The sequence below is a fragment of the Archangium violaceum genome (assembly GCF_016887565.1).
Lineage (GTDB): Bacteria > Myxococcota > Myxococcia > Myxococcales > Myxococcaceae > Archangium > Archangium violaceum_B.
Genome location: NZ_CP069396.1, coordinates 7,127,725 through 7,150,525 on the forward strand (window position 1 = coordinate 7,127,725; position 22,801 = coordinate 7,150,525).

Genomic DNA, 22,801 nt, shown 5'->3' on the forward strand with positions numbered 1-22,801 from the left:
CGAAGCGCGCCTCCTGCTCACCGGGCGGGAGCCCTCGCCAGTCCTCCTGGGTCAGCGGCAGCTCCACCTCCCGAAACACCACCTGCAACGGCGCCTCCACGCCCTCCCAGACCGTGGCCGTCCTCAGAATCGGATGTGCGTCCACCACCTGCCGCCACGCCCTCGTGAAGGCCGAGAGGTCCAGCGTCCCGCGCAGCTCGCACGCGAGCTGGTTGAAGTACACACCGCTGCCTTCCTGGAGGACATGGAAGAGCATGCCCTGCTGGAGAGGAGAGAGCGGATACAGATCCTCGAGTCCGCGCCGGCCTCGTGCGCCGCCTCGGGCCACCCGCTCCACCACCGCGTCCAGCGCCTGCTGTCCCAATGACGCCAGCGGGAAGTCGGACGGAGTGAGGACACTCGCCACATCCTCCGCGGTGCAGCGCCCGAGCAGGGCTCGCACGGCATCCAGGAAGCCTCGCGCCAGGGACTCCAGCGTCTCCCTTCGGTAGAGATGCGTGCCATACGCCCAGGAGACCTGGAGGCGTCCTCCCGAGACGAGGGCATTGATGCCGATCCGGTGGGAGCGGCGGGCCCGGGGATCCTGCGTCGGTCCCAGGGGCTCGGAGGCCAGGACGAGTGGAGACTCCGCGGGCAGCACGTTGTCCACCTGCCCCAGGTAGTTGAAGGACACCTCCGCCTCCGGCAACGCACGCAGGCGCGCGGACAGTTCCCCCTCCCGCGACAGGTAGCGCAGCAGGCCGAAGCCCAGGCCCCGCCGCGGAATGCGCCGCAGCGCCTCCTTCACGGCCTTGAGACCCGACTCGGGCGTCCTGCCGTCACCCGTCTCCAGCAGCACCGGATACAGGCTGGTGAACCAGCCCACCGTGCGCGACACGTCCACGCCTTCCAGGACGTCCTCTCGCCCGTGCCCTTCCAGGTCCACCCGCAGACAGGGCGCGCCCGTCCACCGGCGGAACGTCTCCGCCAGCGCCGCGAGCAGCACCTCGTCCACGCGCGTCCGCCAGGCACGCGGCACTTCCTGAAGCAGCGCGCGGGTCTCCTCCACGTCGAGCTCCACCCGCACTACGCTCGCGGCGCCCTCGGTGTCCTCCCCTCCCGGGAGCTCCACTGGCAGGCGGGAGATGCGCTCCCATGGCAGCCCCAGCCAGTACGCGGACTCTTCCCGCACGGCCGGCGTCTGGGCGTAGGCCTCCAATCGCTCCGCCCACTGCTGGAAGGACGTCGTCTTCGGTGGCAGCCGCACCGCGGCCCCCGACTGGAGCTGTCGCAACGCCGTGAGCAGATCCACCAGCAGCACCCGCCACGACACCCCGTCCACCGCCAGGTGATGGATGGCGAGCAGCAGCCTCCGAGGCTCTCCCGCTCCCATCTCGTACAGCGCCGCTCGCGCGAGCAGCCCATTACCCAGCTCCAGCGAGGCCTGGGTCCTCGCGGCATGCGCCTCCAGGGCCGGGCCACGCGCGGCCGGCTCCAGTCCAGACAGGTCCACCCGCTCCAGCGGGAAGTGCCCCTCGTCACCCCCGTTGGATTGATGCCAGCCCTCGCCGTCCCTCGTGAAGCGCAGGCGCAGCGCATCGTGGTGCAGGCGCAGGTGTCTCAGCGCCTGTTCCAACAACCCCGCGTCCACCGGCTCGTTCAGCGAGAAGAGCAGCGCCTGGTTGTAATGGTGCGAGCCCGGCCGCTCCTGTTCGAGGAACCAGCGCTGGATGGGCGTGAGCACCACCTGGCCCGTCACCAGCCCCTGCTCGGCCACCACCACCGGCGCTGCTCCCGCCACCGTGGCCAGCTTCGCGATCGTCGGATGCTGGAAGAGCTGCTTCGCGGTGACGTGGACTCCCGCCTGCGTGGCCCTCGAGATGATCTGGATAGCGAGGATGGAGTCACCGCCCAGCTCGAAGAAGTCATCGTGGATGCCCACCTGCTCGTGCCCGAGCACCTGGGCCCAGACATCCGCCAGCGCGCGCTCCGCGGGAGTGCGCGGCGGCTCGTACGTCTCCGGCACCTCCCGCGACAGCTCCGGCGCGGGCAGCGCCCGGCGATCCACCTTGCCACTCGTGTTGAGGGGCAGTGCCTCCATCACCACGAAGGCCGCGGGCACCATGTACTCCGGCAGCCTCTCGCCCAATCGCTCCCGCAGCTCGCGCAACGAGGGCGCCGGCCCCCCCTGCACGGGAACCACGTACGCCACCAGCTTCGACTCTCCCTGAGCCCCCTTGCGCAGCACCACCACCGCCTCGGCCACCGAGTCCTCGTCGCGCAGGGCGGCTTCGATCTCCCCCAGCTCGATGCGGAACCCGCGCAGCTTCACCTGATCATCCGCGCGGCCGAAGAACTCCAGCTGTCCGTCCGGCATCCACCGCACCACGTCGCCCGTCTTGTACATGCGGGCACCGGGCTCCTCCGAGTACGGATCCGGCACGTACCGCTCCGCCGTCAGCTCCGGCCTCCCGAGGTAGCCTCGGGTCACCCCCGCTCCTCCCACGTACAGCTCACCCCGGACCCCAGGGGCCACGGGTCTCAGCGTCTCGTCGAGCACATAGGCCCGGGCTCCACCGATCGGCGGACCGAGGGGTGTCACGGGCGCACCCGGCACGCAGTCGGCGAGCGTCACGCAGATGGTGATCTCCGTGGGACCGTACACGTTGATGAAGCGCCGCCCCGTCCCCCAGCGCTTCGTCAGCCCCGGGTTGCAGGCCTCGCCCGCCGCCATCACCGTCTCCAGCAGGGGCAGCTCCCCGGCCGGTGTCACCTCCAACACGGAGGGCGTGAGCATGGTGGCCGTCACTCGCTCCTCGCGTAGCAGCCGCGCCAGATCCGGCCCCGGCTGGATGGCCTCGCGCGAGGCCAGCACCAGCGTCGCGCCCTCCAGCAGCGCGCCGTAGATCTCCGACACGGACGCATCGAAGCTCGCCGAGGCGAACTGCAACACGCGCCTGCCCGGAGCCACGGCCCAGGCCCAGCGGGAGACCCGCACGGTGTTGCAGACGTTCCGGTGCTCCACCAGCACGCCCTTGGGCCTGCCCGTCGAGCCCGACGTATAGATGATGTAGGCGAGCTGCTCGGGGTGCACACGCACCTCGGGAGCCGTCCGGGGCTCCCGCGCAAGCACCTCCGTCTCCGCGTCGAGGACCACCCGAGGCACCTCGCGCCCCTCCAGCCAGGCGGAGGTCCGCGACTGCACCAGCACCGCGGCGGCACCGCAGTCCTCCAGCAGGGACTGGAGCCTCGCCGCCGGCCACGCAGGATCCAACGGCACGTACACGCCGCCGGCCTTGAGCACGCCCAGCATGGCGATGATGAGCTCCGGCGAGCGCTCCAGGCACAGCACCACCCGGGACTCCGCCTCCACCCCGAGCCCGCGCAGGTGATGCGCGAGCTGATTGGCCCTCGCGTCCAGCTCTCCGTACGTGAGCCGCTGGGAGCCGAACACCAGCGCCTCCGCGTCCGGCGTCCGCGCCACCTGCTCCTCGAAGAGGCGGTGCAGCACCGCCGGTCCGGTGGCCGCGCCTCCCGAGGTCCCCCACTTGCGCAGCTGCTGGCGCGCGGCCTCGTCCACCGGGGACAGCTCACGCAGCCACTGCTCCGGCCGGGCGGCCATGGACTCCAGCAGGGAGCGAAGCTGCCCCAGCATCCGTTCCACATGGCCCGAGTCGAAGCGCGCGTACTCGTGGGCGAGCTCCAATCGCAGCTCACGCCCCGGCACGGCCACGAGCGTCAGCGGATGGTGGTCCGCCTCCACCGAGCGCACGTCCCGCACCTCCAGAGAAGGCAGTGACGCGGTGAGCGCGGCGTCCACCGGGTAGTTCTCGAACACCACCAGGCTCTCGAACAGCGGCGTGCCCGCCGGTACCTCGCTCCAGCGCTGCACCTTCACCAGCGGCGAGTGCTCGTGCTGCCTCATCTCCAGCAACCACGCCTGCAATCCCTTCAGCCACGGGATGAGCGGCTCTTCCGCGGGCAGGCGCACGCGCACCGGCAGCGTGTTGATGAACAGGCCCACCATGCCCTCCACCCCGGGCAGCTCCGGCGGACGGCCCGAGACGGTGGTGCCGAAGACGACGTCCCTCGTCCCCGCGTAATGCCCCAACAGCAGCGCCCACGCGCCCTGCACCACGGTGTTGAGCGTGAGCCCGTGCTGGCGCGCGAGCGCGCTCAACGCCTCGGTGGTGGAGGCGGACAGGTGCACCCGGCCAGCACCCCGGCCGGATGCTGGCGAGCCTCCCGCTCCTGGATGGCCCTTCCCCAGCTCGGTGGGCTCGGAGAAGCCCGCGAGCGAGCGGCGCCAGAAGCGCTCGGACTCCTCCAGGCCACGCTCCTCGAGCCAGCTGATGTAGTCGCGGTAGGGCCGCGCCTGCTCCACCCGTGGCGTGAGGCCCCGCACGAGGCTCTCGTAGAGGACGAAGACCTGCCGGATGAGGATGGGAACGGACCACCCGTCCAGCAGGATGTGGTGGTGGCTGAAGACGAAGCGGTACGCCGCGTCGGCGGTGCGCAGCAGCGTGAGCCGCAGCAGGGGCGGCTCGCCCAGCTCGAAGCCCCGGCGCCGGTCCTCTTCCATCCACGTGGCGAAGCGTGCCTCCTGCGCGGAGGGCGGCAGCTGGCGCCAGTCCTCCTGCACGAGCGGCAGCTCCACCTCGTTGAGCACCACCTGGAGGGGCGCGTCGACGTCCTCCCACACGAGGGCCGTGCGCAGGATGGGATGCGCCGCCACCGCCCGCCGCCAGGCTTCCGTGAAGGCCGGAAGCTCCAGCCGCCCGCGCAGCTCGCACGCGAGCTGGTTGATGTAGAGCCCACCGCCCTGCTCCTGCAGGACGTGGAAGAGCAGGCCCTGCTGGAGCGGGGAGAGCGGGTACAGGTCTTCGATGTTGTCGCTCATCGGGTCTTCTTGCCGAAACGGGCGGAGAGCTTGTCGAGTTGGTTCTGCTTCACCTTCGCCAGCGGGAAGTCGGAGGGCGTGTGGCCACCCACCTCCGGAGACTGGCAGTGCGCGATCAGCTCGCGCAGGCGCTCCAGGAAGTCCGCCGCGAGCCGCTCGACGGTCTCACGGCGGTGGAGTGCCTCCCCGTACGTCCACGTCACCTGGAGCTGGCCTCCCACCACCGCGCCCATGACGTCGAGCAGGTACGGCCGGCGGTTCCGGGGGCCACGCTGGAGCCCCATACCCTCGGGCGCGAGCGTGAGCATCCCGCTCCCGGCCAGGGCACCGTCCACCTGCCCGAGGTAGTTGAAGCTCAGCTCCGCGGCTGGCAGCGCGGCCAGCCCGGAGTCCTCGCGCAGGTGGCGCAGCAGCCCGTAGCCCATGCCCTTGGAGGGCACGGCGCGCAGCTGCTCCTTCACGGCCCGCAGCGCCTCACCGGGGCCCGCCGCATCCCGCAGATCCACCAGCGCCGGGTAGTACGTGGTGAACCAGCCCACCGTGCGCGAGACGTCCAGGCCCGCGAGCAGCTCCTCGCGCCCGTGGCCCTCCACGTCCACCAGCACCAGCGGATTGCCAGCCCAGCGTCCCACCGTCCGCGCGAGCGCCGTGAGCAGCGCGTCGTTGATCTGCGTGTGGTATGCGCGCGGCACGTCCTGCAGGAGCGCTCGCGTCTCCTCGACGGAGAGGCTCGCGGTCACGCTCCGGGCCGTGCCCTCGGTGTTCCCTCCTCCCGGCTGATCCACCGGCAGGCGCGTGACGCGCGTCCAGGGACGCTCCAACCACCAGGAGCGCTCGGCCTCCAGCGCCTTCGAGAGCGCGTGCTCGGAGAGGCCCCGGGCCCACGCCTGGAAGGAGGTGGTCTTCGGCGGCAGGCCCACCGGAGCACCGGCCGCGAGCCGCTGGTACGCCGCCAGCAGATCCTCCAGGAGGATGCGCCAGGAGACGCCATCCACCAGCAGGTGGTGCAGCACGAGCAACAGCCGCCCGGACCGCCCCGCCCCGAGGTCGAACAGCACCGCCCGGAGCAGCGAGCCCTCCTCCAGCCGCAGCGAGCCCTGGACCTCCGAGGCCCGCCGCTCCAGCTCCGCGGCCTGCTCGCCCGCCGGTACGCCCGACAGGTCCACGCGCTCCAGCCGCACGGGCTCGCCCGGGGCCGCGCACGCCTGCCGCCAGCCGTCCTCCCCACGAGCGAAGCGCAGGCGCAGCGCATCGTGGTGCTCCACCACGTGCCCCAGCGCGCGCTCCAACACCGCCGCGTCCAGGGTCGTGCGCACCTCCAGGAAGAGCGACATGTTCCAGTGGTGTGGCTCCGCGGGCGCCTGGGCGAAGAACCAGCGCTCGATGGGCGTGAGCGCCACCGGGCCCGTCACCGGCCCCTGCTCGGCCTTCACGGCGAGCCGCGTGTTCGCCACCGCCGCGAGCCGGGCCACCGTGGGGTTCTGGAAGACCTGGCGCGGCGACAGCTCGATGCCCGCCCGGCCCGCCCGCGTGACGATCTGGATGCTGAGGATGGAGTCACCGCCCAGCTCGAAGAAGTTGTCATCCACCCCCACGCGCTCCACGCCGAGCACCTCGCACCAGATGCGCGCGAGCTGCTCCTCCTGCTCGTTGCGAGGCGCCACGTACGCCGCGCTCCGGACGGAGGCCTGGGCCTCCGGGGCCGGCAGTGCACCCAGGTCCACCTTGCCGGTGCGCGTGCGTGGCAGGGCCTCGCGCTCCACGAAGGCGGACGGCACCATGTACTCGGGGAGCCGCTCGCGGAGGAAGGCGCGCAGGGCGTCCGCTCCGGGGCCTGGATTCTGGTGGGGCACGACGTAGCCGACGAGCCGCCTGCCCCCCCGCCCGTCCTCGCGCGCGGCCACCGCCACCTCACGCAGTCCGGGGTGGGCGGCGAGCGCCGCTTCCACTTCACCCGTCTCGATGCGGAAGCCCCGCACCTTCACCTGTCCGTCCTGACGCCCGAGGAACTCGAGCACCCCGTCCTTCCGCCAGCGCACGCGGTCGCCCGTGCGGTACAGCCGAGCGCCCGGAGTCGTGTCGAACGGATCGCCCAGGAAGCGCTCGGAGGTCAGCTCGGGCCTGCCGAGGTAGCCACGCGCCACGCCCGCTCCGCCGATGAACAGCTCGCCCGGGACTCCCACGGGGACGGGTTGGAATCGCTCGTCCAGCACGTACACCCGGGCACCGGGGATGGCTCGGCCGATGGGCACCGGCCCCGTCTCCGTGGCGGAGACGCGGTGCGCGGTGCTCCAGATGGTGGCCTCGGTGGGGCCGTACTCGTTGAAGAGCGGCGTGTTGGGCAGGGCCTCGTGGTGGGCGCGGATCAGGTCCTTCGGAGGCGCCTCGCCACCGACGGAGACGGCGCGCAGGCTGGAGAGCCCACCGGCCGGCGCCGCCGCGAGGATCTGCGCGTAGAGCACCGGCACGCAGATGAGGTGCGTGACGCCGTGCTTCGCGAGCGAGGCGGCCAGCTCCCTCGGATCATCCATGACTCCGGCGTCCGGGAAGCGCAGCGTGCCGCCGTGGAGCAGCGTCCAGAACAGGCCGGCGAGCGAGGCGTCGAAGGTGAACGGTGACAGTGAGAGGCTGACGGCCGGTGCACCGTACACCTCGAAGCGGGCCCGCGTGGCGTGCACGAGCTGGCGATGCTCCACCACCACGCCCTTGGGCTTGCCCGTCGAGCCGGAGGTGAAGAGGACGTACGCCGCGTGATGGGGCTCCGGACGAGACGCGGGAGACGCATCGGGCTCGGACGCCACGGCCTCCAGCAGGAGCTGTCGGTCGAGCATCACCCGGGCGCCCGCGTCCTCCATCAGGAGCCGCAGCCGCTCCCGAGGGTGGGAGGGATCCAACGGGAGCCAGGCGCCTCCCGCCGCGAGCGTGCCCAGGATGGATGGCACCACGTCACTGGGGCGCTCCAAGGCGAGCGCCACCACGTGCTCGGGGCCCACGCCGCGCCGGCGCAGCCACGAGGCGATGCGCGAGGCCCGCGCGGACAGCTCGCGGTACGAGAGCACGTCCCCGGCATCGGCCAGGGCGGGCGCGTCCGGAGTTCGGGCCACCTGGGCCTCGAAGAGCTCCAGCACGGTGGCGGAGTCCCGGGGCGCGGCGGGCGGATTCCATTCGACGAGGAGCCGCTGGCGCTCGGCCTCGGACAGGAGCGACAGCGAGGAGAGCCGCCGCTCCGGTGCCGAGACGATCCCCTCCAGCAGGCGCACGAACTGCTCGCCCATGCGGGCGATGGTCTCGGGGTCGAAGAGATCGGTGTTGTACTCGAGCCCGCCCCAGAGCCCGTCCGCCGTCTCGCGCAGCTCCAGCGCGAGGTCCAACCTGGAGGCGCCCGAGTGGGCGTCCATGCCGCTCAGGGTGAGACCCGCGAGCTGCACGGTGGGCATGGGGACGTTGTGGAGCACCAGCAGCGTCTGGAAGATGGGCGAGTGGCCCAGGTCGCGCGAGACGTGCAGCGCGTCGACGAGCTTCTCGAAGGGCGCCTCCTGGTGGGCGAAGGCGTCCAGGGCGGTGCGGCGGACTCGGCCGAGCAGCTCCACGAAGGACGGATCCCCGGAGAGCCCGGCGCGCAGGGGCAGCGAGTTGATGAAGCACCCGATGAGGGGCTCCAGCTCGGGCCGGTTGCGACCCGCCACCGCGGTGCCCACCGCGAAGTCCTCCTGGCCGCTGTAGCGGAACAGGAGCACCTGGTAGGCGGCCATGAGCGCCATGAAGGGCGTGGCCCCCTCGCGCTTCGCGAGCGCGCCCAGTGCATCGGCCACGCGCCGGGGCACGGTGAAGCAGTGCTGCGCGCCCCGGTAGCCCTGGACCGCTGGCCGGGGCCTGTCCGTGGGGATCCGCAGCACCGGAACCTCGGCCAGCGTCTCCTTCCACCAGGACAGCTCCGACTCCAGCGCCGGGCCTCGCATCCACTGGTGCTGCCACGCGGCGTAGTCCGCGTACTGCACCGTGAGCTCCGGCAGCGGCGACTCGGCCCCCGTGACGTAGGCGGCGTAGAGGATCGCCAGCTCCTTCATCATCACACCCGCGGACCAGCCGTCGGACACGATGTGGTGCGGGGTGACGAGCAGCACGTGCTCCGTGTCCTCGATCTGGAGCAGCGCCGCGTGCATCAGCGGACCGGCCGCGAGATCGAACGGACGCCGGGCCTCCTCACGGGCCCACCGGGCGATCTCCGCGTCGCGGTCTCCCGCCGCCTCCAGCCGCGCCCGCTCCAGGGGCACGGTCAGGGACGGGACGATGCGCTGCACGGGGCCGGAGTCCTCCAGGGCGAAGGTGGTCCGGAGCGCCTCGTGGCGGCGCACCACCTCGTTGAGGGCCCGCTCCAGCGCGGCGGTGTCCAGGCGCCCGCTGAGGCGCAGCGCGGACGGGTTGTTGTAGGCCACGTTCCCGGGCTCGAGCTGATCCAGGTACCACAGCCGCTGCTGGCCGAAGCTGAGGGGCAGCGGCCGATCGCGCGGCACCCGGGCGATGGCGGGCGGACCCTCGGGGCGGCGAGCCACCTCCGGGCGCGGAGCCTGGGCGGCGGGCGCCGGGCGGCGGGCCGGAGCGCTCCCCACCGAGAGGAGCTCCACGGAGCCATCGGCGAGGAGACGGGCGCGCCGTCCCGTGGTGAGCAGCCGTGCTCCCGCCTCGGAGGGATGGGGCACGAGTCGGCTGCGCGTGGCCTCCGGAGCCATCCAGAAGCCTCGGGGGACACCGCCGCCCCCGAGCGCGAGCTCACCGGCCACGCCCACGGGCACGGGCTGTCCTCGCGAGTCCAGCACGTGGAGCCGCACGTGCGAGGGAGGCGCGGCGAGCACCTGGGTATGTGCGGTCCGCTCCGGACGAACTGGCAGCCACGTCCCGGGCCCGAGCGTCTCCTCGCGGCGCACCACCTCCACGCCGGCCGCGCGAGCGAGCGAGACGGCCAGCTCCGGCGCCCCGCCCTCGATGAAGAGCCGGCGCACTGGGCGAAGGGCCTCGGCCACACCGGGCAGTCCCACGAGCGCGCGGGCCAGGGTGGGCGTGCAGTGCAGGTGCGTGACACCCGCCTCGCGGACGAGCGCGAGCAGCGCCTCCGCGTCCGTGCCGCTCTCGTGCAGCACGGTGGGCGTGCTCGCCCCCTCCTCCGGTTGCGAACGCCGCCGCAGGGTGTCCAGGTGCTGGAGGCTGACCAGCGTCGCCTCGGTGCCGATGCCGAAGTCCACGAGGCAGGCCACCTCGTCGACGTCCAAACGCTTCACGCGCTCGACCATGGGCGCGCTGGACTCGGGCGTGCCGAAGAGGCCACCGTCCTCCATGTAGCGCTCGAGCCCGTGCTCCAGCAGCGCCTCCATGTCCCGGGGCGTCAGGGTGCGCGGATCCACCTTCAGCCCCTGGCTGGCGGCGAAGCCACTGAGGATGTCCACCGAGCTGCGGAAGTACCGGAGCAACGGCTCGCGCACGGTGCGGCGCGCCTCGGCCGCATCCGAGCCGAGGAAGGCATGCATCATCAAGCTCACGTGTCCGCGTCCGGCGTGGCCGTGCTGCCGCCACGTCTCGCGGTAGAGCGCCACCTTCTCGGCCAGCGAGTCCAGCTGCTGGCCCATCAGGTTGGTGAGCACGTTGGCGCCCAGCTCTCCCGCGAGCCGGAAGGTGTCCGGGCTGCCCGCGGCCGTCAGCCAGAAGGGCAGCTCGGTCTGCACCGGGCGCGGGCGGATGGTGAGCTCCACCTCCTGGCCCTCGCCGTTGCGGCGGCGCACCGTTCCACCCCGCCACAGGTGGCGCACCAGCTCGATGCCCCGGTGCAGGACCTCCTTGCGGCGCGCGTAGTTGTCGGGCGCGAAGACGAAGTCGTTGGCGTGCCACCCCGAGGCGAACGACACCCCCACCCGTCCGCCGGAGAGGTTGTCGATCATCGCCCACTCCTCGGCGACCTGGATGGGATCGTGCAGGGGGAGCACCACGCTGCCCGCGCGGATGCCGATCTTCTCCGTGATGGTCGCGAGGCCCGCGCCGGTGATGGCGGGGCTCGGGTAGAGGCCACCGAAGGAGTGGAAGTGGCGCTCGGGCGTCCAGACCGCCGAGAAGCCGTGCGCGTCGGCGAAGCGCGCTCCATCCAGCAGGAGCTGGTACTTGCGCCGGCCGAGCCCGTCCTCGTCATTGGCGAAGTACGAGAGACCGAAGGCCAGCGGGCGGCGAGCCGGAGTGCCCTGCCCCACCGAGAGGAAGCGCGCACGCTCGGGCTCGGGAGCCAGGACGACGCGCAGGCCGCGGCTCAGGGCCCAGAGCACCTCCAGGCCGCTCCCGTGCGCACCGGGTTCCTCGGCCCAGAGCCAGGCGCCGCCCGGAGTGGCCCCGTGGCCCTCGTCGAGCGCGCGGAACAGATGGGCCACCGTGCCCTGGGTGTGAATGGCCTGGAGCGGCGCGCCCGTGGAGCCGGCCAGCGGCTCGAGGCACACCATGGACTCGACATCGGGGGCAGAGCGGCGCTCCACCGGAGACGGGAGCGACCCCTCGGGCAGCGCATCCACGTGCAGCACCCGCGAGGCATCGAGCGCCAGGCTCGTGCGCAGCCGCGAGTACGTGAGCAGCAGCGGCGGAGGAGAACCCTCGGGAGAGAACGAGGCCAGCTCGCGGAGCCGGGCCGGCGGCAGGAGCACCCAGGCCGCTCCGGCCTCCAGCACGGCCCAGAGGGCCACGAGGCGCTCGGGCGAGGGCTCCAGGCACACGGCCACGAGCTGCTCCGCGCCCACGCCCTTCTGGACCAGCAGGCCGGCGAGGTGCCGGGCCCGCTCACGCAGCTCGCGCCAGGACAGGCCGCGCTCTCCGGCGGAGACGGCGAGGGCCTCCGGGGTCCGTGAGGCCTGGGCCTCCAGCGAGGCCAGGACCGGGATGACCTCGGCACGAGGAGCGTCCACGCGGGCGGTGGCGAGCTGGCTCCGCTCGGCCGCGGTCAGCAGGGAGAGCTCGGAGAGGCGCTGGCCGGGGTTGGCGAGGGCGGACTCGAGGAGCGCCTGGAGGTGGTGGAGCAACCGCTCGACGGTGGGCGGCTCGAACAGCTCGGCGGCGTACTCCAGGTGGCCCTCGTAGCCGTGCGGGCCCTCGCTCATGAAGATGGAGAGGTGGGAGAGCGTGGCGCCGAACTGGGCGGGCGCGTCTGGAACCTCCACGAGCTCCAGGCGGAGCGCGGGCAGCTCCAGGCTCGACGCGAAACCGGCGTGGAGGACGAACACCGCGTCGAACAGCCGGGCGCGCTCCGGGTCCTTGCCGGGCTCAAGCTCGCGCACGAGGTGCTCATAGGGCACATCCGGATTCGCGTAGGCGCCGAGCGTGGTGTCCCGCACGCGGGAGAGCAGCTCGAGGAAGGTGGGATCGCCGGACAGGTCCGTGCGCAGCGGGACGGCGTGGGCCACGTAGCCGATCAGCGGCTCCAGCTCGACCCGGGTGCGGTTGCCGATGGGGGTGCCCACCACGATGTCGTCCTGGCCTGCGTAGCGGGCCAGCAGCGCCTTGTAGGCGGCCAGGAGGATCATGAAGTCGGTGAAGCCCTCGCGCTGGCCGAGCGCGTGGATGGCATCGGTGAGCGCGCGGGAGAAGCCGAAGGGCCGGCGCGTCCCGAGGAGCTTCCGGACGGCCTCGCGCGGACGGTCCAGGGGCAATGCCAGCGGGCCGGGAGGCTGGGCCATGCGCTCGCGCCAGTAGGACTCCTGGTCCGAGAAGGCGCCGGACGCCAGCGCGCGGCGCTGCCAGGCGGCGTAGTCCATGTACTGCACGGACAGGGCCGGGAGCGGCGAGGGCTGGCCCTGGAGGAACGCCGCGTAGAGCGCCGACAGCTCGCGGACGAGCGCCACCATGGACAGGGTGTCCGAGACGACGTGGTGCAGGGTGGCGAGCAGCAGGTGCACGTCCGAGTCGATGCGGACGAGGCTCGTGCGGATGACGGGGCCCCGCTCCAGGGAGAAGGGCCGGGCCGCCTCTTCACGAGCGAGCCGCAGCGCCTCGGCCTCGCGCTGCTCGCGGGAACCCTCCAGCACGGTGACGGAGAGCGACGGCTTCAGCGCGGGGGTGACGCGGAGCACGGTCCGGCCATCCACGGTGGCGTAGGTGGTGCGGAGGGCCTCGTGGCGGCGGATGACCTCACCGAGGCTCCGCTCCAGCACGGCCACGTCCAGCGAGCCCGTCAGCCGGAGGGCCACGGGCATGTAGAGCGCCGGGTTGCCGGGGACGAAGCGCTCCAGGGCGCACACCCGCTCCTGCACGAAGGAGAGCGGCAGCACGCCTTCGCGCGGAATGGGAACGAGGGGCGACACCGGGACGCGCCCCGTGCCCGGAGCCTCATCCTTCAGCCGGGCCTCGATCCGTGAGGCGACGCCCGCCACCGTCGGTGCCTCGAAGAGGTCGCTCAACGGAAGCTGCACGGGGAACGTCTCGCGCAGGCGCGTGAGCATCTGCGCGGCCATCAGCGAGTTGCCGCCCAGTTCCAGGAAATTGTCGTGGATGCCGAAGTCCGCGATGCCGAGCCGCTCGCGCCAGATCTCCATCACCTGGCGCTCGATGTCGTTGCGCGGGCCGGGAGCACCCGCCCCCGCCACGGCGCTCGGGGCCGGGCGCGAGGAAGGCACGGGAGCCGGAACTGGCTTGGACACAGGAGAGGGAGCCTCCTGCCGGGGTGCCTCCTGCTCCAACCACCGGGACTCGAGCACGAAGCGCTGGCGCTCGAAGGGATAGGTGGGCAGGGGGACGCGGAGGCGCCGCTCGTGCGCGTAGAACCGATCCCAGCGGATCTCCAGTCCGGCCCGCCACAGCGAGCCGACGGACTCCAGGAGCGCGCCATGATCGGACGCGGACACGCCCGCGCGAGGCAGCGACGGCACGGCCAGGGAGCCCTCCTCGCCGCGCAGCCGCAGGCGGGCGAGCGCGGTGAGCGCCTGGTCCGGGCCCACCTCCAGGAGCACGAGGCCCCCATCGCGCAGCAGGGTGTCCAGGCCCTCGGAGAAGCGGACGGGCTGCCGCATCTGCCTGACCCAGTACGAGGGATCGGTCGCCTCCTCGGGGCGGATCCACGTGCCGGTGAGGCTGGAGACGTAGGGCCGCTGCGGAGCGGAGAGACGCAGCCCGGCGACGACGCGCTGGAGCTCCGGCATCACCGGCTCCACATCGGCCGAGTGGAAGGCATGGCGCGCGGGCAGCCGCAGCACGCCCACGTCCCGGCGCACCAGTTCCTGCTCGAGCCGCTCCACCTCGGCGACGGGGCCGGAGACGACACACCGGGAGGCACCGTTGACGGCGGCGAGCGAGAGCCCACCGGTGAGCAGCGGGCGCAGGTCCGCCTCGGAGCAGCCCACGGCGGTCATGGCGCCCGGAGGCATGGAGGCCATCAACCGGCCCCGAGTCACGGCGAGCGTCAGCGCGTCCTCCAGGGACAGCACGCCCGCGAGGCACGCGGCGGCGTACTCGCCATAGCTGTGCCCGAGCATCGCGTGGGGCTCGATGCCCCAGTCCATCCAGAGGCGGGCCAGCGCGTACTCCACGATGAACAGCGCGGGCAGCGCGAAGCGGGGATCCGCCAGGGCCTCGCGGGCCGCGACCTCCTGACCGGGCGCGGGGTACAGCAGCGGGCGAAGGTCCCTACCCAACCGGGGAGCGAGCAGCGTGAAGCACGCGTCGGCGTGCTCACGGAAGACGGGCTCGGAGGCGTACAGCTCGCGGGCCATGCCCACCGACTGCGCGCCCTGTCCGGGGAACAGGAAGGCCACGCGCTGCTCGCGGGCGGCCTCCAGGCTGGCGAGGCTCCGAATCGCGGGAGGCGCCTTCAACCGGGCGATCAGCCCGGCGGTATCGGCGGCGACGAGGGCCCGCCGGTGCTCGAAGGACTTGCGGCCCACGGCGCGGGTGAAGGCCAGGTCGGCCAGGTCCACCCCGGGCCGGGCCTCCAGGTGCGCGGCGAGCTCGCGCGTCATCGCCTCCAGCGCCTCGGGGGTGCGGGCGGAGAGCGTGACGAGTTGGTGGGGCCGGGCGCTCGGCTGGCTCTCGACGAGCGGGGCCTCGCCGAGGATGGCGTGCGCGTTGGTGCCACCGATGCCGAAGGAGCTGACGGCCGCGAGCCGCGGCGTCTCCCCGCGCTTCCACTCGCGGCGTCCGGTGACGACGAAGAAGGGGCTGCTCTCCAGGCCGAGGGCGGGGTTGGGCCGCTCGAAGTGGAGGCTCGGGGGCAGCTCCTCGTTGTGCAGGGCCAACGTGGCCTTGAGCAGCCCGGCGATGCCGGCGGCGGTGTCCAGGTGGCCGATGTTCGACTTCACCGAGCCGATCCCGCAAAACCCCCGGCCGTCCGTGTCGCGACGGTAGGCGCGGGTGAGCGCGGCGACCTCTATCGGATCTCCGAGCGGCGTGCCGGTACCGTGCGCCTCCACGTAGCCGATGTCGCCGGCCTGGACGCCGGCATAGGCGAGCGCCTCGGAGATGACGTCGGACTGGCCCTCGACGCTGGGGGCGGTGTAGCCGACCTTGAGGTGGCCGTCGTTGTTGATGGCCGAGCCCTTGATGACGGCGTAGACGTGATCGCCATCGCGCAGCGCATCCGCGAGCGGCTTGAGGACGACGACGCCCACGCCATTACCGCTCACCGTGCCCCGGGCGCGCGCGTCGAAGGCGCGGCAGTGCCCGTCCGGGGAGAAGATCATCCCCTCCTGGTAGAGGTAGCCGGTGCGCTGGGGGAGCGAGACGCGCACGGCGCCGGCCAGGGCGATGTCGGACTGGCGCATCAGCAGGCTCTGGCAGGCCATGTGGACGGAGACGAGGCCCGTGGAGCACGCGGTGTAGACGGCGAGGCTCTCGCCGCGCAGCCGCAGCTTGAAGGAGACCTTGGTGGCGGCGTTCTCGCCGGAGGTGCCGAGCGCCTCGAAGAGGGCCGCCGGCTCCTTCTTCACGTGCCCCAGGAGGGACAGCATGTGCCCGTTCTGGCCCACGCCCGCGTAGAGGGAGATCTTCCCCGCGAAGCGCTCGGGGTCATAGGCCGCGTCCTCGAGCGCGGCCCAGGAGCACTCGAGGAACAAACGCTGCTGCGGATCCATCCACAGCGCCTCGCGCGGGGAGATGTCGAAGAATCCGTTGTCGAAGAGCTCCGCGCCCTCGAGCACGCCGCCGGCGCGCACGAAGTCCGGGTGCCCGCGCAGGGCCTCGGGGACGAGCGGTGACGGCTCCAGCTCGTCCGGGCGGAAGCGGGAGATGGACTCGACGCCCTCTCGCAGGTTGCGCCAGAAGGCGCGCACGTCACCGGCCCCAGGAAAGCGCCCCGCCATGCCGATGATCGCGATGTCGTTCCCGGTGCCCTCATCCATCTGCTGCTCAGCCATTGCCTCGGGTTCCTCTCGGGTTGCGGCGCTGGAGGGCCTGACGGCGAGCCTCGGCGCGATCCTGGTGTTGGGTGGTTCCGGCCTGGGGGGCGGGCATCTGGCCCAGACGCTTCGCGAGCGCCTGGACCGTGGGGTGTTCGAAGAAGTGCGTGATGGGCACGTCCTGCTTCAGCTCCTCGCGAAGCAGGGCGCAGGCCCGGACCACCGTGAGCGAGCTGCCCCCGAGGTCATCGAAGAAGTGATCATGCAGGCCCACCGGCTCGCGGCCGAGCGCCTGTTCCCAGGTGCGGGCGATGGTCACCTCCAGCGGGGCGCGAGGCGGGACGAAGGAGGCATCGCGCTCGGGCGGCTGGGGAGGCGGGAGGGCGCGCACGTCCACCTTGCCCGTGGGAGACAGGGGCAGGGCCTCGAGCAGGACGAAGGAGGCGGGCACCATGTGCTCCGGGAGCCGCTGGCGCAGGCGGGCGCGAGCCTCGCGGGCGTCTCGCGGCGTGGCCTCGCCGGGCACCACGTACGCCGCCAGCCGCGTCTCGCCCGCGGCCTTCCAGGGACGCACGAGCGCCTGCCGCGCCCCGAGCACCTCCCGCAGCGCGAACTCCACCTCGCCGGGCTCCACGCGCATGCCCCGCAGCTTCACCTGGGCATCCGCGCGGCCGAGGAAGTCCAGCGAGCCATCCACCCGCCAGCGCACCACGTCGCCGGTGCGGTACAGGCGCGCGCCGGGCTCGCGGGCGAAGGGGTGCGGAACGAAGCGCTCCGCCGTCAGCTCCGGCCGGCCCAGATAGCCTCGCGCCACGCCCGGTCCACCGATGTACAGCTCTCCGGCCACGCCCGGAGGGACCGGCCGCATCGCCCCGTCCAGCACGTACGTCTGGACGTTGGCCAGCGGCCTGCCGATGGGAGGAGCGCCCTGCCCCGGCGTGCACTCGGTCCACGTGGCGCACACGGTGATCTCCGTGGGGCCGTAGCCGTTGTAGAAGCGCCGCCCGGGCGCCCAGCGCTCCACCAGCTCCGCCGGGCAGACCTCGGCGCCGGAGACCATGACGCGCAGGTGCTCCAGTCCGCCCTGGGGCAGGGTCCCCAGCACCGACGGAGTCATCGTGACCGCCGCCACGCGGTGCTCCTCCAACAGGCGCTTGAGCGCCTCGCCCACCAGCACCTCTCCCGCGGGAGGGACGACCACCGACGCGCCCAGGGTCACCGCCAGCAGATAGTCCCAGACGGAGATGTCGAAGCCGAGCGGCGAGAGCTGAAGCACCCGCTCCCCTTCCTCGACACCGAGCCGGCGCAGGGCCACGGCCAGGTTGAGGGCACCCCGGTGCGTCACCTCGACGCCCTTGGGCCGTCCGGTGCTTCCGGACGTATAGATGATGTACGCGGCGTTCTCGCTCCGGGCCTCACTCACGGGCGGACCCGCGTCCTCCTCCCCTACTTCCTCTATCCGCACCACCCGGACGCCCTCCGGCAGGCGGCACCGCTCCTCCATACCCGCGCGCGTCACCACCACCCGGGGCCGGGCGTCCTCCACGAGCCACTCCAGCCGCTCGCGAGGCTGCGCCAGCTCCATCGGCACGTACACGCCGCCCGCGAGCTGGATGCCCCAGAAGGCGACCACCGCGTCCACGCTCTTCTCCAGGAGCATGCCCACGCGCACCTCGGGTCCCACGCCCTCGCGCCGCAGCCGGTGCGCGAGCCTCCGGGCCCTCGCCGCCAGCTCCCCGTAGCTCAGCCGCTCGGCGCCGCACACCAGCGCCTCCGCCTCGGGCCGGGCCTGTGCCCGCCGAGCCAGCAGCTCCGCGAGGCTCCCGGGCTCCTCGGCGTCCCGAGGCCCCTCGCTCCAGGCGCCCAGCACCGTGGCGCGCTCCTCCTCGTCCAGCAGCTCCAGCGCTTCCACCGGCCGCTCTGGTGCCCGCACCAGACCCTCCAGCAGCGACGTGAAGTGCCGCGCCATGCGTGAGGCCGTGGAAGCCTCGAAGAGGTCCGTGCAGTACTCCAACGAGGCGCCCAGCCCGTCACCGGTCTCGGCCATCGTCAGGGACAGCTCGAACGCCGAGCCCCGTTGCGCGAGCGGAAGGGACTCGAGCTCCAGCGCGCCCAGGCGCATGCGCGCGCCCTTCTCTCCCAGCGCGAAGGCGGCGAGCGAGCCGCCCGTCTCCGGCAGGTGGGCGCGCTGCAGGACGAACATCGACTGGAAGACGGGCGAGCGCCCTGGCTCGCGCGCGGGTTGGAGCTGCTCGACGAGCCGGGCGAAGGGCATGTCCTGGTGCTCGAGCGCCTCCAGGACGGTCTGACGCACCTGGGAGAGCAGCTCCAGGAAGGTGAGCCCCGGAGACAGACTGGCGCGCAGGGCCACCGGGTTGACGAGGTAGCCCACGAGCCGGGACAGCTCCGGGCGCGAGCGGCCCGCTGTAGGCGAGCCGACGACGAGATCCTCCTGTCCGGTGTAGCGGCGCAGGAAGGAGAGGAAGGCGGCCAGCAGCACCATATAAGGAGTGGCGCCATGCTCGCGGGCGAGCGCCTTCACACGCGCGGTGGTCTCCGGCCCCACCTGGAACGCGAGCGAGGCGCCCCGGAAGGACTGGAGCCTGGGCCGGGGACGATCCGTCGGCAGCGCCAGCACGGGCAGCTCGCCACCGAGGCGGGAGCGCCAGAAGGAGCGCAGCGTCTCACCCCTCGGGCCCGCGAGCCGAGCCGAGAGCGCCCGCGTGGCCGCCGAGGGGCTCAGGGCAATGGCCGGCAGCACGGCCGGTGCGCCGCCCGTCTCCGCCGAGTAGAGCGCGCCCAGCTCCTCCACCATCAAGCCCAGGGACCAGAAGTCGGTGATGAGGTGGTGCAGCGCGAGCAGCAACACGTGCTCATCCGGGCCTCGGGTGAGGAGCAGGACGCGCATCAGCGGGCCATTCATCAGGTCGAAGGGCCGGTGGGCCTCGGCATCGAGCCGCGCGGCCAGCTGGGCCTCGCTCCAGCCGGAGGCATCCTCCACGAGCAGCACGGAGCGCGGAGGCTCCACGAACCGCTGCACGGGGATGCCCTGCTCCTCGGGGAACACGGCGCGCAGGGATGGATGCCGCGCCACGAGCGCCAGGAAGGCCCGCTCCAGCGCCGCGACGTCGAGACGCGAGTGGATCCGCACCGCGCGCACCACGTGGTACGCCGTGCTCTCCGGGGCCATGCGCTGCAGGAACCACAGCGCCCGCTGGCCATCGGAGAGTGGCAGGGGTCCCGCGGACTCCTCGGGCGCGAGCGGAACCTCGGCCTCCGGCGAGGGACGCTCGGCGATGCGCGCGGCCAGCTCGCGGAGACTCGGCCCCTGCAGGAGACAGGTGATCGGCAGCCGCACCCCGAGCGCCGTCTCGATGCCGCCCTGCACTTCCATGGAGCGCAGCGAGTCGAGTCCGTACCGGGTGAGCGGCACATCCAGCTCCAGCTCACCGGACGGGACTCCGAGCATCCGCGACAGGCGAGAAGAGAGCCACGGCAGCAGCGCCTCCGGACCGGAGCCAGCGGGGGGAACGGGCACCTCGGCCTCGACCGGGCCCGCGTTCACCACGCCGGAGACCGGAGTCCCCTCGCGCCAGGAGCCCACCACCTCCAGGGAGCCCTCGAGGAACGCGGTGCGGCAGGCGTGGCGCTGGATCTTCCCGCTCGAGGTCTTCGGGATGCTCCCGGGCGCGAGCAGCACCACGGCATGGGCGCCGAGCTCGTGCTGCTCGGCGACCGCCTGGCGGATGCGGGCGATGGCCTCGCGAGCGCGCTCCTCCAGGTCGGCGCCGGAGCGGTCGGCGAACTCGTGGACGACGACCAGTTGCTCCTCCCCGTTCACGTCCACGGAGAAGGCGGCGCCACAACCGGGACGCAGTCCGGAGTCGCACCGCTCCACGGTGAGCTCGATGTCCTGCGGGTAGTGGTTGCGCCCGCGGATGATGAGGAGATCCTTCCGTCGCCCGGTGACGAACAGCTCGCGCCCGTCGAGCACACCGAGGTCCCCGGTGCGCAGGAAGGGCCCCTCGCCGGAGCCCGCCAGACGGGCCTGGAAGGTGCGAGCGGTCTCCTCGGGCCGCTCCCAATAACCCCGGGCCACGCTGGTACCGCGGACCCAGATCTCCCCGATGCGGCCGGGCGCGCACGGCGCACACGTCTCGGGATCGACGATGCGGACCTCCTGCTCCGCGAGGGACTGGCCGCAGCCGATCATCGTCACGCCCTCGGCGCCCTCACCCGGAGCCCGCGCCTCCGCGCGCAGCAGCGCCTCGCGCTCGAAGCGGCGCGCCACGGGAGCCTCGGCCCGGCGCCCTCCGCTGACGATGAGCGTCCCCTCGGCGAGCCCGTAGCACGGATAGAAGGCCTCGCGCCGGAAGCCGGCGGGGGCGAACGCCTCGGCGAAGCGCTCCAGCGTCTCCTGGCGGATGGGCTCGGCGCCGCAGAAGGCCACCTCCCAGCCGCGCAGGTCCAACGCGGCGCGCTCCTCGGGGGTCGTCTTCCGGACGCACAGCTCGTAGGCGAAGTTGGGGCCGCCGCTGACGCTGCCCCGGTGCCGGGAGATCGCCTCCAACCAACGCAGGGGGCGCTGGAGGAAGAAGAGCGGCGACATGAGGACGGTGGGGATGTCGCGGTAGAGGGGCTGGAGGATGCCGCCGATGAGGCCCATGTCGTGGTACGGCGGCAGCCAGATGACGCCCACGGGTTGGGGAGAGGCATCGAACCCGAGGGCGATGAGCCCCGAGTTGTGAAGCAGGTTGCGGTGGCTGAGCATCACGCCCTTGGGCGTGCCGGTGGAGCCGGAGGTGTACTGGAGGAAGGCCAGGTCGTCCGAGGACAGGCTCGGGGCGGACCAGGCGTCGGCGGCACCGGGCTCGAGCGAGTCCGTGGCGAGCCAGCGCAGGGCGCGGAGGTCGGGGGCGTCCTCGGTGAGGAACCCGACCATGTCGAGCACGGCGGAGGTGGTCAGCGCGGCGGTGGCGCGGCAGTCGGCGACCAGCGACTGGAGCCGGGGCAGCGTGCGGCCCAGGCGGGAGGGATCGGGCGGGTACGCGGGGACGGCGATGACACCGGCGTAGAGGCAGCCGAGGAAGCCCAGCACGTACTCACGGCCCGGGGGATAGAGCAGGAGCGCCCGCTCACCGGGGGCGAGGTGCCGCCGCAGGGAGGCGGCGACGGCGCGTGCGCCCTCGTCCAGTTCGCGGTAGGTGACATGGGTCTCTCCGTCCTCATCGAGGAAGGTGAAGACACGCGCCTCGGGTTGGTTCCGGACTCTCTGCCGGAGCACGTCCACGAAGGTGATGCCCTCGGGCAGGGAGATGGCGTGAGCGGGAGTGTCTCGCGTCGGCAGCTGCATTCGTCCTCTCGAGAGGGCTCGGAGGGGGCGAGAGGTCCGCCATCACTCACACGGCCACGAGGGCCGCGCAGTCGAAGACGAGACGCATCGGTGCCCCCTTTGGCACGAGGAACATTAGACGTTCTCTTTTTTGAATTCCAAGCGACAACACCCGCATGGACTTCACTGGGAGTGGACGCGCCAGTCACTTCAATGGATAAGCGCATTCCCATCTCTCGAGGAGTGATCACGGATGAAGTACGCCAACCTGGGTCATACCGGTCTGAAGGTGTCCCGCATCTGTCTGGGGTGCATGAGTTACGGCACCTCGAAGTGGCGCCCTTGGGTGCTGGACGAGGAGGCCTCGCAGCCGTTCTTCCGCCGCGCGGTGGAGGCGGGCATCAACTTCTTCGACACCGCGGACATGTATTCATTGGGGGTCAGTGAAGAGGTCACCGGCCGCGCCCTGCGCAAGTATGCGCGGATGGAGGAGGTGGTACTCGCCACCAAGGTCTACAACCCGATGGGAGACGGGCCGAACATGCGAGGACTGTCTCGCAAGCACATCGTGCAGGGGTGCGAGGCCAGCCTGAAGCGGCTCGGGGTGGAGACGATCGATCTGTACCAGCTCCACCGGATGGATCCGGAGACGCCGCTGGAGGAAACGCTGGGCGCGTTGGACCAGCTCGTGCGGCAGGGAAAGGTCCGCTACATCGGCGCGAGTTCCTCGGCGGCGTGGAAGTTCGCCAAGGCGCTGAGCCTCTCGGAGCGCAACGGCTGGGCGCGCTTCGTGTCGATGCAGAACCACTACAACCTCGTCTACCGCGAGGAGGAGCGCGAGATGATGCCCCTGTGCGAGGAGGAGGGCATCGGCGTCATCCCCTGGTCCCCGCTGGCGCGCGGGCTGCTGGCGGGCACGCGCAAGTCGCTGGATGACAAGCAGTCGACGACGCGCTCGGGCTCGGACGCGTTCGCCAACGCGCTCTACGACAACCCCCACGACTGGGACGTGGTGGAGGCGGTGAAGAAGGTGGCCTCCGCGCGGGGCAGCAAGCCCGCCGAGGTGTCCCTGGCGTGGCTGTTGTCGAAGCCCGCGGTGGTGGCACCCATCATCGGTGCCACGAAGCTGGAGCACCTGGAGGACGCGCTCCGCTCGTTGGACGTGAAGCTCACGCCGGACGAGGTGAAGGTGCTGGAGGCGCCCTACAAGCCGCACGAGGTCCGCGGGCACTGACAGGCCCG

At 72.3% G+C, this 22,801-nt stretch carries 4 protein-coding genes (1 of these 4 cut by a window edge); 1 reads left to right on the forward strand and 3 read right to left on the reverse strand.

What is annotated here, in order from left to right:
- The 3 genes in view from JRI60_RS28475 to JRI60_RS28485 are tightly spaced (each overlapping or abutting the next) and all read right to left on the reverse strand, a layout consistent with a single transcriptional unit that may run on beyond the window.
- Positions 1 to 4,879: the 5' portion of a non-ribosomal peptide synthetase gene (locus JRI60_RS28475; protein ID WP_204219032.1), read on the reverse strand. The gene continues 13,088 nt to the left of window position 1, outside the view; only the first 4,879 of its 17,967 coding nucleotides appear in the window; it begins with the start codon at positions 4,877 to 4,879; the stop codon falls past the left edge of the window.
- The gene (locus JRI60_RS28480) at positions 4,876 to 16,245 is read right to left on the reverse strand and encodes a non-ribosomal peptide synthetase/type I polyketide synthase (RefSeq protein ID WP_204219033.1); all 11,370 of its coding nucleotides are present in this window, start codon (positions 16,243 to 16,245) and stop codon (positions 4,876 to 4,878) included. Before JRI60_RS28480 ends, JRI60_RS28475 begins: the two co-directional genes overlap by 4 nt.
- Positions 16,238 to 21,580, reverse strand: coding sequence for a non-ribosomal peptide synthetase (locus tag JRI60_RS28485; protein ID WP_204219034.1), 5,343 nt, complete (start codon positions 21,578 to 21,580; stop codon positions 16,238 to 16,240). The genes JRI60_RS28480 and JRI60_RS28485 overlap by 8 nt, the downstream gene beginning before the upstream one ends.
- Positions 21,581 to 21,812: 232 nt before the next feature.
- Between JRI60_RS28485 and JRI60_RS28490 the strand changes: the two genes are divergently transcribed.
- Complete coding sequence (locus JRI60_RS28490; protein WP_204219035.1) at positions 21,813 to 22,793, forward strand: aldo/keto reductase; 981 nt, start codon at positions 21,813 to 21,815, stop codon at positions 22,791 to 22,793.
- Positions 22,794 to 22,801 lie beyond the last annotated feature (8 nt).

Excerpts from the sequence above, each read along its gene's own strand:
- JRI60_RS28485 (WP_204219034.1), bottom strand. The coding sequence starts at position 21,580 with ATGCAGCTGCCGACGCGAGACACTCCCGCTCACGCCATCTCCCTGCCC.
- JRI60_RS28480 (WP_204219033.1), bottom strand. The coding sequence starts at position 16,245 with ATGGCTGAGCAGCAGATGGATGAGGGCACCGGGAACGACATCGCGATC.
- JRI60_RS28490 (WP_204219035.1), top strand. The coding sequence starts at position 21,813 with ATGAAGTACGCCAACCTGGGTCATACCGGTCTGAAGGTGTCCCGCATC.